This window comes from Shewanella sp. ECSMB14101, from assembly GCF_000773485.1.
Classification (GTDB): domain Bacteria; phylum Pseudomonadota; class Gammaproteobacteria; order Enterobacterales; family Shewanellaceae; genus Shewanella; species Shewanella marisflavi.
In genome coordinates this window covers 76968-91901 of record NZ_JSFF01000001.1, presented here as the reverse complement: position 1 = coordinate 91901, position 14934 = coordinate 76968, and the positions used below count along the sequence as shown (strand labels likewise).

The following is a 14934-nucleotide window of genomic DNA, read 5'->3' as shown; positions in this document are numbered from 1 at the left end:
CATAAATTGCCCCTAGTCACAGCGATTTTTTACACTGGCACTCGCGGTGCGATACAGAGGCGTTACTTGAGGCAACATCTGTTGCAGGTCGGCAATGCGATGTCCATGAGAAGGATGAGTCGATAACAGCTCAGGGCCTTGACTCCCCCCCGCCTTCGCCATGTTTTGCCACAGATTGATACTCTGGCTAGGATCGAAACCGGCTCGTGCCATTAACTCAACCCCCATGACATCGGCTTCACTCTCTTGTGCCCGGCCATAAGGGAGGATAAAACCATACTGGGCACCCAGTCCCAGGGCCGACATATAGAGATCCTTATTACTTAAGCCGCTAACATCGATGGCAGCGTCGGCGATCTGCATACCCACACCCGTTAACTGGGCTCTTGATACCTGCTCGTTGCTGTGGTTCGCTAGCACATGGGCCACCTCATGACCTATCACAGTTGCCAACTGATCTTGGTTCTTCGCCACCTTGAGCAGCCCGGTATAGACACCAATATGACCACCAGGCAAGGCAAACGCGTTAACCTGATCGGACTCAAACACCACTACCTCCCAATTTGGCTGACGGCCTGGTAAAACGGAAGTGATACGTTCGGCCACACAGGTCACATACTGATTAACCTGCTTATCCTGGCTCACCTTCTGCTGCTTTTTCATCTGAGCAAATGATTCGGCGCCCATCTGATCCATCTGCTGCGATGAAAACAATAGAGTCTGATTGCGCCCAGTAGGCGACTGTGTCATTGCGCAACCGACTAATAGTAGGACCACCAGCACCGCGGTTAACTGCTTCATCTTTCGTTCCTTCTGATTATGAAACTTGGCTATTTGAGTATCTACTAAAAATAGCGGTAAAAAATAGACATAAAAAAACCTCGCATTGCGAGGTTTTTATTGTGTATCAGCAGGGCTTAACTGTTCAAGTCCTGGAAGAACTTCTTCACGCCATCGAAGAAGCCTTCCGCCTTAGGGCTGTGCTTCTTTGATGAACCCGTCAGGGTGTTATCGAACTCTCGTAGTAGCTCTTTTTGCTTGTCGCTCAAGTTCACCGGCGTTTCCATCACCACCTTACACAGCAGGTCGCCGACCGCATGACTGCGCACAGACTTAACCCCTTTACCACGCAGACGGAACATACGGCCAGTCTGAGTCTCCGATGGGATCTTCAGGTTAACCTTACCATCTAGGGTTGGTACCTCAATTTCACCGCCCAGTGCTGCTGTGCTAAAGGAGATAGGCACTTCGCAGTAGAGGTTATTACCGTCACGCACGAAGATGGCATGCTCACGCACAGTAACCTGCACATAGAGATCTCCTGGAGGCGCGCCAAATTCGCCCGCTTCTCCTTCGCCCGACAGACGAATACGGTCGCCGGTATCCACACCCGCCGGAATTTTCACCGACAGTGTCTTGCTCTTCTCTACGCGGCCTTCACCATGACACTTACCACAAGGATCTTTGATGATCTTGCCGCGGCCATGACAGGTAGGACAGGCTTGCTGCACCGCAAAGAAACCTTGGCGCATCTGCACCTGGCCCTGACCGTGACAGGTACCACATGTGGTTGGCGAACTACCTTTTTTGGCGCCGCTACCATCACAAAGATCACAGGTGGCTAACGTCGGAATGCGTAGCTCTTTGGTTAGGCCACGGACCGCTTCTTCCAGTGACAATTCGAGGTTATATCGCAGATCGGAACCGCGCGCCGCCTGGCGTTGACCACCACGGCGTCCACCGCCGAAAATGTCACCAAAGACGTCACCGAATACATCACCGAAGTCAGCGCCGCCGCCAAATCCACCGCCGCCGCGATTAGGATCGACACCCGCATGACCAAATTGGTCATAGGCCGCCTTCTTATCGCTATCGGTTAGAATTTCGTAGGCTTCTTTTACCTCTTTGAAGCTGGCTTCAGCTGCCTTGTCACCCGGATTGCGGTCTGGGTGAAATTTCATGGCGAGGCGCTTATAAGCTTTCTTAATCTCACGCTCGCTGGCGTCACGACCTACGCCCAATACTTCGTAATAATCTCGCTTTGACATAGTCTCATACTTTCTGCGCTAGGGTCTGTTGACCTTTTAGGTTTACTTTTTGTTCAATCTAAACATTGTGCCCAAGGCGCTCGCTGCGTAGCATAGTTATTCTATGTAAGTCGCACATAACGCTGGGCAAGGCGCGTTTAGATGAATCCTTTGGACAGTGTTTGTTGGCCATTTCTACGGCGTTATCGCCTGCTTATGCAGAATAACTACACCGCACAGGCTCTGCCTTGTATAACTGACCAACAAATAACTGCAAAAACAAACAGCAAAGGTCAACTGACCCTAAAGTTGTACGAACGGGCGTTAGAGTTACCCCATAACGCCCGCTGGAAATAATTTAGGCTGGGCCTGAATTATTTTTTGTCGTCTTTAACTTCTTCAAACTCGGCATCGACAACATCGTCAGCAGGAGCTTCATTAGACTGCTGAGCCTGCTCGCCTTGGCCAGCTTGCGCCTTAGCTTGAGCGATCTCCATCAGCTTGGCAGACGCTTCCATCAGGGCTTGCGTTGCTTTTTCGATGGCTTCTTTGTCTTTGCCCTTAGAGGCTGTATCGACTTCGGCCATTGCTGCTTCGATCTTCTCTTTATCTTCTGCTGGCAATGCGTCGCCCGCTTCCTCGATCTGCTTCTTGGTTGCGTGAACCATGCCATCAGCCTGGTTACGTGCAGTCACTAGCTCTTCGAACTTAGCGTCTTCATCGGCGTGTGCCTCAGCGTCACGTACCATGGCTTCCACTTCTTCATCACTCAGACCAGAAGAGGCCTTGATGGTGATGTTCTGTGCCTTGCCTGTCTTCTTGTCAGTTGCTGACACATGCAAGATACCATCGGCGTCGATATCGAAGGCCACTTCAATTTGTGGCATGCCACGTGGAGCAGGCTCGATACCTTCCAGGTTGAACTGACCCAGCGACTTGTTCGCGCTAGATTGCTTACGCTCACCCTGTAGCACGTGGATGGTTACCGCGCTCTGGTTGTCATCAGCCGTTGAGAAGGTCTGACTAGCCTTAGTCGGGATAGTCGTATTCTTCTCGATAAGCTTAGTCATTACGCTACCCATGGTTTCGATACCAAGAGATAGTGGTGTAACGTCTAGTAGCAGTACGTCTTTCACGTCACCAGAAAGTACACCCGCCTGAACCGCAGCACCGATAGCAACCGCTTCATCAGGGTTAACGTCTTGACGCAGCTCTTTACCGAAGAAGCTAGACACCTCTTCACGAACCTTAGGCATACGTGTCTGACCACCGACCAGAATCACTTCGTTGATGTCTGATACAGACAGGTCTGCGTCAGCCAGTGCAACTTTTAGCGGCTCAAGTGAACGTTGGATCAGATCTTCAACCAGAGACTCAAGCTTAGCGCGAGTGATCTTAACCACTAAGTGCTTAGGACCTGTCGCATCTGCCGTGATGTATGGCAGGTTAACTTCAGTCTGCGTGGTGCTAGATAGCTCGATCTTCGCCTTCTCGGCAGCTTCTTTCAGACGCTGCATCGCTAGCGGATCGTTACGCAGATCCAGTGATTGCTCTTTCTTGAACTCGTCAGCCAAGTAGTTGATCAGACGGTTATCAAAGTCTTCACCACCTAAGTGAGTGTCACCGTTAGTTGCAAGCACTTCGAAAGTTTGCTCGCCATCAACGCTATCGATCTCGATGATAGAGATATCGAAAGTACCACCACCTAAGTCGTATACTGCAACAATGTTGTCGCCTTGCTTCTTATCGATACCATAAGCCAGTGCCGCAGCGGTTGGCTCGTTGATAATACGCTTCACTTCAAGACCCGCGATACGGCCAGCATCTTTAGTCGCCTGGCGCTGTGAATCGTTGAAGTATGCTGGAACGGTAATCACCGCTTCAGTCACTGGCTCACCTAAGTAGTCTTCAGCAGTCTTCTTCATCTTCTTCAGAATTTCTGCAGAAACCTGTGGTGGTGCCATCTTCTTATCGTGCGCTTCAACCCATGCATCACCGTTGTCTGCACCGATGATTTTAAATGGCATGATGTCTACGTCGCGCTGTACTTCGTCATCTTTAAAACGACGACCGATAAGACGCTTAATAGCAAAGAAGGTATTCTTTGGGTTTGTTACAGCTTGGCGTTTCGCAGGCTGACCAACTAATACTTCCTCGCCGGTATATGCGATGATCGATGGTGTGGTGCGATCGCCTTCCGCGTTTTCAATTACGCGTGCTTTATCGCCATCAAGTACAGCTACACAAGAGTTAGTTGTACCTAAATCGATACCAATAATTTTACCCATGGAGTCCTCCAAAAAACTTTTAACTTACGCTAACTTTGTTATCTGATTCAGATATGGGGATAGGCGAAGTTGTTTTCAAGCCTATATTTCCAAGCCAATATCTTTCCTTAACACCCTATATTGGGACAGCGATTGGGATTACAAGGGCAAGAAAGATAAAAATTAACTTAATTGAGTATTTTTTTGATCTTAAAAGCTGCCGAGTGACCAACAAGCAGCGTATAATGCATGCAATCGAAGTAAATGTCCCTCTGTGCCCAGCCTGCGGGATTTTTTTAGTTGTCTCGTTTTGTGAGAAGATTCAGTGAAATCATCCAACCAAGCTTATCTCTACGCCATAGCGGCCATCTTACTCTGGTCGACGGTCGCCACCGCCTTTAAGTTGGCGCTGAGCCACTTTACTCCGCTGCAGCTGGTGTTTGTCGCCGTCTCTACCTCTATCGTGGCCTTAGGGGTTATCTTGGCCGCAATGGGTAAGCTACACCTGATTCGACGCCAATTTGTCAATCGCCCCTGGTTTTACCTACAGACTGGACTGCTCAATCCGTTTCTCTATTATCTGGTGCTGTTTAAAGCCTACGCCCTGCTACCCGCCCAACAAGCCCTGTCACTCAACTACACCTGGGCTATCTTGCTGCCCCTGTTAGCAGTGCCGCTGCTCAAGCAGAAACTACGTAAGAGCGATCTCACCGCAGCGCTTATCGCCTATATGGGGGTATTTGTTATCGCAACCAATGGCGAAATCGCCAGTATGCGCTTCGAGAGTGCCACAGGCGTAATGTTGGCACTGACCAGTACTCTGCTTTGGTCGCTGTATTGGATAGTCAACACCAAAGATAAAGGCGATCCGGTGGTAAGCTTGCTGCTGAGTTTCATGGTGGGGCTGCCTTTTATCCTAGTGACGCTGCTGTTGACCCAGTCGCTACCCAGCTGGGATCTTAAAGCCTTTGGCGCGGGCATCTATGTTGGCCTGTTTGAAATGGGGGTGACTTTCGTTCTCTGGTTGGTGGCGCTGAAAAAAGCGGATCGCACCGCCAGCATGAGTACCTTGGTCTTTATTACGCCGGTATTGTCGGTAGGCTTTATCGCCTGGATCTTACAAGAGACCATTACGCCATCGACCTTTATCGGCTTAGGCTTGATTTTAACGGCGCTGGCGCTGCAGCAGCTCTTGCCACAGCTAAGTCGTTTGCGCGCCAAGCGGTATGCCAAAGCCACCCTGGCCGCCGAGATACCAGTCACGCTCGACAATACTATGCCGCCAAATAACGAGTCCTCCATCAACTCTTAAGGCCATAAAAAACCGACATTTCGTCGGTTTTTTTATGGCTTGTCACTTAGACAATCTCTGTAAGAGACAGGCACTCAAGCCCGTCTCGCAAGGGCCTTAGTTACGCACGTCAATCTCGCCCACACCCACTGACACATACAGATGCTCATCACCGGCAGAGCCACGTTGATGATAGCTCTGGCTCACCATGCTACGCTCCACCTTAAGCTGCTCACCGCCATCACGTACCTTCACCTCACCCACGCCTGATTCGAGCGAGATCTCACCATACTTGGCCTGGTGGGTGATCTCGGCGCGGCCCACACCCACATCGACCTCTATGCTGGCACTCAGACCATTAACAATCACCTCGCCGACACCTGCATCAACTTTTAATGCGGCGTCACGGGGCAGATAAATGCGCCACTTCTGGTTCACATCATCTTGATCAGCCAGTTTAAGCACTAGGCGATCGCCATTATCGATCACATCAAACTTGGCCGAACTCACGTCAGTATTTTGCCAAAAACCAAACCACTTAGAGTTGCTGGGCTTCACCTCAACCTCAACCCGCACCATATCCTGGTCGCTGGCGATCAATTCCGCCTGGCCAACTTCCATGTCCAACACCACCTTCTGGCCCTGATAATCAAATTCATCATTTAAAGTGATGCTAGATGCCGCCTGAGCACCAGCGCTCATTAACCCGAACACTAAACTGGCTCCAACCAACATCTTGTTTATCTTATTGCTTTTCATCTTAAGCCCCTTCATCGACTCCCTGTGAGAATAGATAAGACCTAGCAAACAAGATGCCAAAAACCTAACAGATTGTATTTAAATGATTTTATAGAAAAATAGCACATAATCAGTTAACAGCCAGGCAAACAAATCGTGAAACTCACCAAGATAACTGGTGAAATTCATCACTCAGATTAAATACCATAAATGGCTTACTGGATTAAAAGCAAAAAGGAGCCATAAGGCTCCTTTTATCATCAATTCTTAGGCCAGCATTTGGCCTCTGCTTTAGCTTCTGGCGGTGTAATCCCCAACGCCAATCCACTTATAAGTGGTCAGCGCCTCAAGCCCCATGGGCCCTCTGGCATGTAGCTTCTGAGTCGATACCGCCACCTCGGCGCCCAGGCCAAACTGGCCACCATCGGTAAAGCGGGTACTGGCATTGACATACACGGCCGCCGCATCCACCTGATTGATAAAATGCGCCGTGGCATGAATGTTATCGCTCAAGATCCCCTCTGAGTGACCACTTGAGAAACGGCGAATATGGGCAATCGCCTGATCGATATCATCGACTACCTTGACGCCAAGATTCAGCGACAACCACTCGGTACCAAAGGTCTCATCGCTCGCCTCAAAGGTCTCCACACCAGCGTCACCAGCCACAGCCTTAGCCTGCGGGCAGGCATAAAAACTCACGCCAAGCCCTTGCAAATGAGCGTAGAGTTTAGGCAAGAAGCTATTGGCAAGGTCTTTGTGGATAAGCACAGTGTCCAGGGCATTACACACGGTAGGCCGCTGCACCTTGGCATTGGCAATGACCTCAACCGCCTTGTCCTGATCCACCTGGCTATCGACAAACAGATGGCAGATACCGATACCGCCTAAAATCACCGGAATGGTCGCCTGCTCGGCGCACAGCCGCTGCAGGTTTTGACCGCCTCTTGGGACTATCATGTCGACATAGTTATCAAGCTTCAAAAGCCCTGAGACTAGCGCTCTGTCGGGGTCTTGGATCAGCTGCACCGCATCGCTCGGTAGCCCCTGTTCGGCGATAGCGGCGCGAATCGTTTCACTCAAGGCCTGGTTAGAGGCCAGCGTCTCTTTACCACCACGCAGAATCACCGCATTGCCTGTCTTCAGGGCCAGCACGGCGATATCTACGGTGACATTGGGGCGCGCCTCATAGATAACACCAAGCACCCCCAGCGGCACACGGCGACGGGATAGACGCAGGCCGTTTTCCAGCAGCTGACTCTCCAACTCGCTACCGATAGGATCGGCCAGGGCCACCACGTTTTCTATGTCCGCGATAACCCCAGATAGACGTTCATCATCGAGTAGCAACCTGTCGATCATGGCATCATTCAGGCCATTTTCTCGTGCCTTGGCCACATCTTGCTGGTTAGCCGCCACTATCTGCTGACTATTGTCGGTAAGCTTACGCGCAATTGCCCGCAACAATTCACGCTTTTGCTGACCCGTGAGGCTTGCCATGGCATAGCTCGCCGCCTTGGCCTGCTCGCCCAGTGTGTTTAAATATTGCTGTTTATCGTCCATTGCTTCTCTTCCACTCACATCGCTCTATTTGGCCAAGCACTTACAACACCACCATGTCGTTACGGTGCACTATGGCATCGCCATAGTCGTAACCCAGCAGCGACTCAATTTCATCAGAATGTTTACCGGCTATCTTATGCAGATCTTTGGCGCTGTAGCGGCTCATGCCCCTGGCATGTTCACGCCCCTGCTCATCCACCAGCTGCAAGGTGGCCCCCCGTTCAAACACGCCACTGACAGACAACACCCCTTTAGACAGCAAACTACGCCCCTTCTGGGTCACCGCATTCACGGCGCCGCTATCCAGTACCAAACGTCCCTTAGTCGCAGGCCCCGCCAAAATCCACTGCTTACGGCTCTCCAACGGATTTTCGAGCGCGGTAAAGTGAGTGCCCACAGGCTGTTTACAAACGGCGTCGAGAATCACCTTAGGATGATGGCCCGAAGCGATCACCACCTCGATGCCTGCTCGGCGGGCAATATCTGCCGCCTGTAACTTAGTCGCCATGCCCCCCGTGCCCAAGCCAGACACTGCGCCGCCTGCCAGGCTGCGAAGGCTATCGTCGATATTCACCACCTGCTTAATCAACTTGGCATCGGGATTGGTTCTGGGATCGGCATCAAACAGGCCCTTCTGATCCGTCAGCAAAATTAATAGATCGGCATCGCACAGCAGCGCCGCCCGCGCCGACAGATTATCGTTATCACCCACCTTAATCTCATTGGTGGCCACGGCATCGTTTTCATTGATGATAGGAATAATGCCGTTCGCCAGCAGGGCGTTAAGCGAGTCTCTGGCATTAAGGTAGCGCTCTCTGTCATGCAGATCGGCGCGGGTCAGCAGTAGCTGGCCCACATGCAAGCCATAGATACTAAACAGCTGTGCCCAAGCGAGGATCAATTGGCTCTGCCCCACGGCAGCCAAGAGCTGCTTGTTGGCCACGGTATCGGGCAATTGCGGATAACCTAAGTGTTCGCGTCCCGCAGCGATGGCACCTGAGGTGCACAGCACCACTTCAACCCCCGCCTTCATCAAGTTGGCCATCTGTCTGGCCAGCTCCACCATATGCGCCTTGTCCAGCTGGCGCGAGCCAGAGGTGAGCACACTGGTGCCCAATTTCACTACCACTCGGCGGTAGCCTATCTCACTTAAGTTCATTTACATATCGACAGAAAAAAACCGAACCTCAAGTTATACCCAATCCCTAAACCAAATGGTAGCGGCGTAGATAAAAGATTAGAGCAAGTCTACTTTCCTTCAAAAAAATCCCATAAAAAAGGCCATACATTGTATGACCTTTAATCTTTTCACCAAGAAACTCAGCTAACGATAACTAAACTTAACCCTAGCTGTGCTTATCCATAGATAAACTTGGCTAAGAAGAGCGCCGCCAATATCAGCACGCCGAAAGTGAGATCCTTATAACGGCCACTAAACAGCTTGATCCCCGCATAGGCGATAAAACCCATCGCGATACCAGTGGCAATGGAGAAGGTCAGCGGCATCAAGATACAAACCACCACCACTGGCGCGGCCTCGGTCAGATCTTCCCAGTCCACATGCACCAGTCCCGACATCATTAAGATAGCTACGTAGAACAAGGTGCCTGCCGTCGCGTAGGCTGGCACCATACCCGCCAATGGCGAAATAAACAGAGATAACAAGAACATGATCCCTACCACCACGGCCGTAAGTCCGGTGCGGCCACCAGCGCTCACCCCAGCAGTGCTCTCAATATAGCTAGTGGTGGTCGACGTGCCTAGCATGGCACCGGCAATGGTTGCCGTGCTGTCGGCGGTCAGCGCACGGCCAAGTCGGGGCAATCTGCCTCTGTCATCGAGAAAGCCACCACGCTGCGCCACGGCCACCAAGGTCCCCGAGGTATCGAACAGATCCACAAACAGGAAGGCAAACACCACGGAGAGCATGCTGATCTCAAGCACATTGGCAAGATCCATCTTCATAAAGGTCGGTGCGATAGAGGGTGGCGCCGAGACCAATCCGCCATACTGCACGTCCCCCAGCAACAGCCCAAGCGCTGTGATCGATAAAATGCTGATGATCACCGCCGACTGATAACCTCTGTGTACCAAGGCGATAATGATAAAGAAGCCAAGCACAGACATGACAGCCGGTAAGGCGGTGACATCGCCCATAGTGACCAAAGTTGCCGGGCTGGCCACCACGATACCGGCGCTCTTGAGGCCAATAAGCGCCAGAAACAGACCGATACCGGCGGCGATCCCTAAACGCAACGACATAGGAATACTATTGACGATCCACTCACGGATCTTCACCAGAGACAAGATCAAAAAGCAGATACCCGAGAGGAATACCGCGCCCAGCGCAGTCTCCCAGCTATAGCCCATCTCGCCCACTACGGTATAAGTAAAGAAGGCGTTAAGCCCCATGCCGGGTGCCAGTGCAATGGGATAGTTAGCCACAATCCCCATCACCAAACAGCCCACTGCCGCGGCCAAACAGGTTGCGACAAATACGGCGCCGTGATCCATACCCGCATCAGCCAACATCATAGGGTTGACGAAGATGATATAGGCCATGGTTAAAAATGTGGTCAATCCGGCTACAACTTCTTGTTTTAACGTCGTTTGGTGCTCGGTTAACTTGAATACTTTCTCTAACATGGAACATGGTTCCTTGATTTAATTATTGTTTATTTAGGTAGGGTAAAGTTAATACCAGGTTAACAGCCTGATATTGAGCGACGATTATATACGCAAAAATTAACCAAACGCGAGCCAGTTTAGAGCCATAACTCAAGCCTGTTTCATAAAGGTGATCTACAGCAGATTTATTGGCACGTCAGCGAGGACCAAACGGCAAATTTCAGGCAAAAAAAAGCCTGCTCAAAGAGCAGGCGAGACATGTTTCAAGTGTTCCGAAAGGAAAGAGTTACCGCGCTAGCGGGTTACACTGGTCTATCGCTCAATGAGCAATAGACTACTTGAGTCTAAAAATCCCCAAACGGGGCAAGGTTGATGGATGATGCAACTACTTTAATCAAGTGAACTAGGTCCAAATGATCTTAGGGGTAGTTAACCCTTAAAAGTCATAGCGTACAGACCGCCACGAAGGGCATCAGTACAAAACCAAGTATTCTGCCAATAAATGTGCTGAATTCCGGTATAAGCCATAGTCATTAACTCCTAACAAAGTTGAAAAAAAATCTCTAGTGAAACTTGGCAAACCTTCATCGAAGGCCTTATGCCGCAGTATTCAACTTGTCGCTCGGTTCCTTGGAGAATTATCCGTCCTGGATAGACCTGAGGTGGAAGACACTGTGTCTAACCAACGAGAGCCATTATATTTAAATGTAGTTTTATTACAAGAATTTTTTCCATTTTTTTTTAAAAACAGCCTCAAAATGTAATTTTACAACAAAATAACACTTACTCAGGATGGATCGAGATCACAAACTTCAGCTGAATAGTGATCAGGCAATAAAAAAGGGCAGCGCGATGGCTGCCCCGGTCAAATTTCTTGCCGTTTAACTGCGGATCAACTGGCACAGACTCACTAATGGTGCCGCTGTTGGCGTGCCATAAAGCGGGTCTCCTTCGGTTGCACTGCCAGCAATATCCACATGGGTATAAGCCAGCGGCTTGTCGCTTGTCAGCCCATGTTCCTCAAGGCCAGAGGCTTTCAGCAGGAAGGCCGCCGGATATTGATGGCCCCTGGCGGTAACCGACGACGGCGCATTATTTGATGACAAGATATCCGCCGCCCCAGAGGGATCAACAATCTTCTGATAATCTTCACGACGCAGACGCGACAGCTCTACCGGCTCGCCCCAGGCCTCGCTGATCGCCTGCAGGTTTTGTCCTACCTTCTGCTCTCGCGCCACCGCATTTTCCACCAGTGCCGTATAGCCGCCATAACAGCGCACCACATGTCCAGTCAGGGTCGCCACCGAAAACAGCTGCGGCGCCTCCGCATGCTGCGCCTTGAGCCTAAGATGGGATAAGAGATCCGCCAGCACCAAACGCCCCTCGGCATCGGTATTACCGATACGTACCCGCACACCAGCATGGCTGGTGATGATCTCGTCGGTTACAAAGGCCTCACTACCTATGCTGTTACGCACTAGGCCAAGCTCGGCTACCACACGCACACCTTTAGGCTTGAGCAATGCCAGAGTCTTCATCAGGCCGGCAACAGCGGCTGCGCCGCCCTTATCTCGGCTCATTCCCGCCATAGCACCACCCACTTTAAGATCGGCGCCGCCCGTGTCGTACACCACACCTTTACCAGCAAAGAAATAGCTGCGCTCTATAGGCCCTTCGGCTTTATATTCCAGCTTAACCACTCTTGGCTGATGTCGTGGTACGGCGAAAGAGGCGCGGCCCACTGCACTCAGCAAGGGATAGTCACGCTCCAGCACGTCTCTGTCTTCAACCACAAAGATATTCAGATCAAGCCCTTGCATTGCATCGACACAGTATTGAGCAAAGGCTGGCGCAGACATGCGCTCAGGCTCAGTGCCACAAAGGTCACGGGCCAGATGTTTGCCGGCCTCGATGGCGCTAAGCAGCTCGCCAGCCTTGTCGTCAACCAGCAGACCAATTTGAGAAATCTTGTCCATCTCCCCCATGGCCTCGCGGCGCTCCAGCGCCTGCCACAATGCCTGGGCACAGCCGAGCGCCGCAACGCCCAAAGATTGCTGATACCTCGCCTGAGTCGATGGCGTGACAATCAACAAGGGACGTCTGGCACCCGAATCGAAGGCGACCTTGATCCCTTGACGCGCCGCATCACTATAGACCCGCACATCCTGAATATCGCTGTCGCTGTCAGCTAGCGGCGCGACGATCAGACGACCACCGGCCAGCCCAGGGGCAAACAATAGTGTGGTCGAGCGACCGACTCTAGCATCCACCTGGGCACCATGGCTGGCAAGCATCGCCAGCTCCTCTTGAGCGATGGCGTCTAGGCCATGGGTCACAACGACCACAGCATCCCACTGGTTATCGTCAAAAATAGCTTCTGAATCTGTTACATCTATAAATTTAACCCCGGTCATGCCTCATCCTTTTCATCTAACGGTTTTTCGGTCTTAGCCGAATCAACTGACACCTATATAAGTGATACAAGTGCCCTTACCTTTCGACAGATCTGTGCCTGCCTATCGTGAATATCAACCTAGCTTCTAGCGACGATACAGAGTCTTGCTAAGCCCTTAGCCCTAGCTCCTAAGACATAAGACATTAGCCATTAGCCCAGCCAAATTTCAGTAACCTCATATGGCCACTTACCCGCAATTTGAGGGTTGGGTTAAGGCCATGTCAGCCAAGGCTAAATCGTCGTGAGAGTTGGCATTATTCTCCTATCTGGCACTAAAGCCAAATGAAAATAATGATGTAAGCCCCAAAGGCTCCCAGAAACAGGTGGCAACTTAGTATGACACTTTACCCATAAGCTCCGCGCTTTCCTGCGCACTTCTGGGCGCGGCAAATCCCCCCGACGCCTCAGAGTCTATGATAGACTATCGCCAAATTAGACCTCAAAGACCTTTATTACAGAGGAGTTTGTCCGTGAGCACATTAAGTCAATTGCAACCTCAGGCACTTTGGCAGTGGTTTGAACAGATCTGCGCCATTCCCCACCCGTCTAAGCATGAGCAGGCACTAAGCCAATACATCCAAAACTGGGCCAAAGACAAACAACTTAGTGTTGTCGAAGATAAGGTCGGTAACCTGATCATTAAGAAGCCCGCAACACCGGGTATGGAAAACCGTAAAGTTGTCGCCCTGCAGGCACATATCGACATGGTGCCGCAGAAAAATGCCGACAAGGTTCATGATTTTGAGAAAGATCCAATTGAAGCCTATGTTGACGGCGACTGGGTAAAGGCCAAAGGCACCACCCTGGGCTCAGATAACGGCATCGGCATGGCCTCAGCATTAGCGATCCTTGGCAGTGACGATATCCCCCACGGCCCACTGGAAGTCTTGCTGACCATAGATGAAGAAGCAGGCATGACAGGGGCTTTTGGCCTTGAAGCCGGTTACCTTGACGCCGAGATCCTGATCAACACAGATTCTGAGCAAGAAGGCGAGATCTACATGGGCTGCGCCGGTGGCGTCGATGCTCAGATCACTGTGCCTATGGTTTGGCAGGCGGCTGAGCCGAGTCTGTCTACCTACACCCTTACCCTGTCAGGGCTAAAAGGCGGTCACTCAGGGGTGAACATTCACCTGGGCCGCGGCAACGCCAACAAGCTGTTGGCGCGCTTCCTGTTTAACTATACCGACGAGTTAGCCTTGGAGCTAACCAACTTTAGCGGCGGCTCACTGCGTAACGCCATCCCTCGTGAGGCCAGCGTCAGCTTCATGCTGCCGAGCGAAAACCTGCCACGCCTCGAAGCCTTGATGCAGGAATATACCGATCTGGTACGTCAGGAACTGGCCATCGCCGACCCTGGTATGTTGCTGACTCTCAGTGAGATCCCAGCCGCCACTCAGGTAATGAGCGAAGCCACACAGCAGACTCTGATCGATCTACTACACGCCTGCCCTAATGGCGTAATGCGCATGAGCGATGAGATCCAAGGGGTCACCGAGACCTCGCTTAACGTTGGTGTGATCACCACAGAAGGCGAATCGGTGAGCATACTTTGCCTTATCCGCTCGCTAATCGACTCAGGCCGCGAAGAAGTTGAAGGCTACCTCACCGCACTGAGCAACCTGGCCGGTGCCGAAGTAGAATTCAGCGGCGCCTACCCTGGCTGGAAGCCAGACAGTAGCTCTCCTGTGATGGCGATTGTGAAAGACACCTACGAGTCTATCTACAACAAAGAGCCTGTCATCATGGTGATCCACGCGGGTCTGGAGTGTGGTCTGTTCAAGAAACCTTACCCAGAGATGGATATGGTTTCCATTGGCCCCACCATCCGCTTCCCACACAGCCCTGATGAGATGGTGTTAATCGAAACCGTCGACCAATACTGGAAGCTACTCCTCGCCGTACTGGAACGTATTCCAGAGAAAGCGTAAAAGGTCATTGATAAGAAAAGGCGTCTAACAAGAC

The 14934-nt window shown here is 51.4% G+C and carries 10 protein-coding genes; 2 read left to right on the top strand and 8 right to left on the bottom strand.

From position 1 onward, the window contains the following. Window positions 1-12: 12 nt before the first annotated feature. The 3 genes from NY07_RS00505 to dnaK form a co-directional block, all read right to left on the bottom strand. Entirely contained in the window at window positions 13-801 is a 789-nt protein-coding gene (locus NY07_RS00505) for a M48 family metallopeptidase (protein ID WP_033537390.1), read from the bottom strand. Between the two features lie 116 nt (window positions 802-917). Beyond that, window positions 918-2048 carry a molecular chaperone DnaJ gene (dnaJ, locus tag NY07_RS00500; protein WP_033537389.1) on the bottom strand — a complete coding sequence of 377 codons (1131 nt, stop codon included), beginning with the start codon at window positions 2046-2048 and terminating at the stop codon, window positions 918-920. 353 nt (window positions 2049-2401) lie between these two features. Further along, entirely contained in the window at window positions 2402-4315 is a 1914-nt protein-coding gene (dnaK, locus tag NY07_RS00490; RefSeq protein ID WP_033537387.1) for a molecular chaperone DnaK, read from the bottom strand. A gap of 304 nt (window positions 4316-4619) precedes the next feature. On the opposite strand from dnaK, the gene NY07_RS00480 reads away from it, so the two are divergent. Continuing rightward, a complete protein-coding gene (locus NY07_RS00480) occupies window positions 4620-5606 on the top strand; it encodes a DMT family transporter (protein ID WP_235363869.1) in 987 nt (328 codons plus the stop codon). A gap of 96 nt (window positions 5607-5702) precedes the next feature. On the opposite strand, the gene NY07_RS00475 is transcribed toward NY07_RS00480, so the two are convergent. The 5 genes from NY07_RS00475 to NY07_RS00455 form a co-directional block, all read right to left on the bottom strand. Further along, on the bottom strand, window positions 5703-6344 hold the full coding sequence (locus NY07_RS00475) for a hypothetical protein (protein ID WP_033537748.1): 642 nt from the start codon (window positions 6342-6344) through the stop codon (window positions 5703-5705). A 270-nt stretch (window positions 6345-6614) separates the two neighbouring features. Next, window positions 6615-7886, bottom strand: a complete 1272-nt coding sequence (locus tag NY07_RS00470; protein WP_033537385.1) for a glutamate-5-semialdehyde dehydrogenase — start codon at window positions 7884-7886, stop codon at window positions 6615-6617. Window positions 7887-7926: 40 nt separating this feature from the next. Beyond that, window positions 7927-9045: a glutamate 5-kinase gene (proB, locus tag NY07_RS00465; RefSeq protein ID WP_033537384.1), complete on the bottom strand. Its 1119-nt coding sequence runs from the start codon at window positions 9043-9045 to the stop codon at window positions 7927-7929. A 197-nt stretch (window positions 9046-9242) separates the two neighbouring features. Then, window positions 9243-10532, bottom strand: a complete 1290-nt coding sequence (locus NY07_RS00460; protein ID WP_033537383.1) for an NCS2 family permease — start codon at window positions 10530-10532, stop codon at window positions 9243-9245. Window positions 10533-11395: 863 nt separating this feature from the next. Next, window positions 11396-12928: a M17 family metallopeptidase gene (locus NY07_RS00455; RefSeq protein WP_033537382.1), complete on the bottom strand. Its 1533-nt coding sequence runs from the start codon at window positions 12926-12928 to the stop codon at window positions 11396-11398. Window positions 12929-13439: 511 nt separating this feature from the next. Between NY07_RS00455 and NY07_RS00450 the strand changes: the two genes are divergently transcribed. Beyond that, window positions 13440-14900 carry an aminoacyl-histidine dipeptidase gene (locus NY07_RS00450; RefSeq protein WP_033537381.1) on the top strand — a complete coding sequence of 487 codons (1461 nt, stop codon included), beginning with the start codon at window positions 13440-13442 and terminating at the stop codon, window positions 14898-14900. Window positions 14901-14934 lie beyond the last annotated feature (34 nt).

Coding starts and splice junctions, on each gene's coding strand:
- dnaJ (WP_033537389.1), bottom strand. CDS start 2,048: ATGTCAAAGCGAGATTATTACGAAGTATTGGGCGTAGGTCGTGACGCC.
- NY07_RS00475 (WP_033537748.1), bottom strand. CDS start 6,344: ATGAAAAGCAATAAGATAAACAAGATGTTGGTTGGAGCCAGTTTAGTG.
- NY07_RS00460 (WP_033537383.1), bottom strand. CDS start 10,532: ATGTTAGAGAAAGTATTCAAGTTAACCGAGCACCAAACGACGTTAAAA.
- dnaK (WP_033537387.1), bottom strand. CDS start 4,315: ATGGGTAAAATTATTGGTATCGATTTAGGTACAACTAACTCTTGTGTA.
- proB (WP_033537384.1), bottom strand. CDS start 9,045: ATGAACTTAAGTGAGATAGGCTACCGCCGAGTGGTAGTGAAATTGGGC.
- NY07_RS00505 (WP_033537390.1), bottom strand. CDS start 801: ATGAAGCAGTTAACCGCGGTGCTGGTGGTCCTACTATTAGTCGGTTGC.
- NY07_RS00470 (WP_033537385.1), bottom strand. CDS start 7,886: ATGGACGATAAACAGCAATATTTAAACACACTGGGCGAGCAGGCCAAG.
- NY07_RS00455 (WP_033537382.1), bottom strand. CDS start 12,928: ATGACCGGGGTTAAATTTATAGATGTAACAGATTCAGAAGCTATTTTT.